The organism is Rhodococcus sp. (in: high G+C Gram-positive bacteria) (assembly GCF_049299235.1).
Taxonomy (GTDB): Bacteria; Actinomycetota; Actinomycetes; order Mycobacteriales; family Mycobacteriaceae; genus Rhodococcus.
Genome location: NZ_JBAQXC010000068.1, coordinates 1 through 1,729 on the forward strand (window position 1 = coordinate 1; position 1,729 = coordinate 1,729).

Annotated in this window: 2 protein-coding genes; both read right to left on the reverse strand. The window is 65.0% G+C overall.

Going from position 1 to position 1,729, the window contains the following annotated elements:
- On the reverse strand, positions 1-1,240 hold a 1,240-nt coding region (locus WAX14_RS03585), incomplete at its 3' end, for a cbb3-type cytochrome c oxidase subunit I (protein ID WP_422626722.1).
- Between the two features lie 204 nt (positions 1,241-1,444).
- The coding region (locus tag WAX14_RS03590; protein ID WP_422626721.1) for a LysE family transporter at positions 1,445-1,729 on the reverse strand (285 nt) is incomplete at its 5' end.

The following is a 1,729-nucleotide window of genomic DNA, read 5'->3' on the forward strand; positions in this document are numbered from 1 at the left end:
GACGCTCGTCGAGCATGCGTCCGGTCATCTTCGGGAACCAGAAGTAGATGCCGGCGTAGGTGGCGAACACGATGGTGCCGAAGAGCACGTAGTGGAAGTGCGCGACCACGAAGTACGAGTCGTGCACGTGGAAGTCCAGCGGCGGGCTGGCCAGGATGACACCGGTGAGGCCACCGAACAGGAACGTGATGATGAAACCCACCGAGAACAGCATGGGGGTTTCGAAACTGAGTTGGCCCCGCCACATCGTGCCGATCCAGTTGAAGAACTTCACGCCGGTCGGGACGGCGATGAGGAATGTCATGAACGAGAAGTACGGCAGCAGCACCGCGCCGGTGGCGTACATGTGGTGCGCCCACACCGCGACGGACAGCGCCGCGATCGCCATCGTGGCGAAGACCAAGCCGGAATAGCCGAAGATCGGCTTGCGGGAGAACACCGGGAAGATTTCGGTGACGATGCCGAAGAACGGCAGCGCGACGACATACACCTCGGGGTGACCGAAGAACCAGAACAGGTGCTGCCACAGCAACACTCCGCCGGTCGCCGGATCGTAGACGTGCCCGTTCAGCACCCGATCGACGAACAACCCCATGAACGCGGCGGTGAGAAGCGGGAACACCAGCAGGATCAGCAGGCTGGTGATGAAGATGTTCCAGGTGAAGATGGGCATCCGGAACATCGTCATGCCGGGAGCGCGCAGGCACACGACGGTGGTGATCATGTTGACGGCGCCGAGGATGGTGCCCAGGCCCATCACGGCCAGGCCCATCACCCACAGGTTCGCGCCGACACCGGGAGTGTGGGTCACATCCGACAGCGGAGTGTAGGAGGTCCACCCGAAGTCGGGGGCGCCGCCGGGGGTGACGAGCGACGAGGCGACGATGATCGCGCCGAACAGGTACAGCCAGTAGCTGAACGCGTTCAGGCGCGGGAAGGCGACGTCGGGGGCGCCGATCTGCAGCGGCAGGATGTAGTTGGCGAAGCCGAACACGATCGGGGTCGCGTAGGCCAGCAGCATGATGCCGCCGTGCATGGTGAACAGCTGGTTGTACTGCTCGTTCGAGAGGAATTGCAGGCCCGGGACCGCCAGTTCGGCGCGCATCAGCATCGCCATGAGGCCCCCGGCGAGGAAGAACGCGAACGAGGTGACCATGTACATGATCCCGAGATCCTTGGGATCGGTCGTGGTCAGCAGCTTGTACAGCACCGAACCCTTGAGGTGATATCGCGCACGCATCGGGCGGGTGGCTCGGGGCGTGGGTGCGGTGATCACCGGATTCACGATGCCTCCAATATGCCGCTGCGGGGGACGGCCGAGTTGCGCACCACCGTGGGGTTCGGAGACAGGCACCGTCACCCGGCACCGGACGACCGGCAGTTCACGGTCCGGGCCAGCGTAACCCCGGCCGTCCCGGGCTCGCGGTGCTTTCGGACGGCCGGATCAGATCGGCGCGGTGCGGCGGACGGTCGCCAGGAACCCGGCGGCGACCACGAACAGGCCGGCGAACACGCGGTTGGTGATCACCTGCTGCCGCGTGGATCGCATCACGGTGAGCACACGCGCCGCCAGACCGGTGTAGCCGGTCATCACGATGACGTCGACGGCGATCATGGTCACCGCGATGGCGGCGTACTGCGGCAGCAGCGGCGCCGCCGGATTCAGGAACTGCGGCAGTACCGCGAGCATGAACACGACGGCCTTCGGGTTCGAGGCGTTGACCAGGAA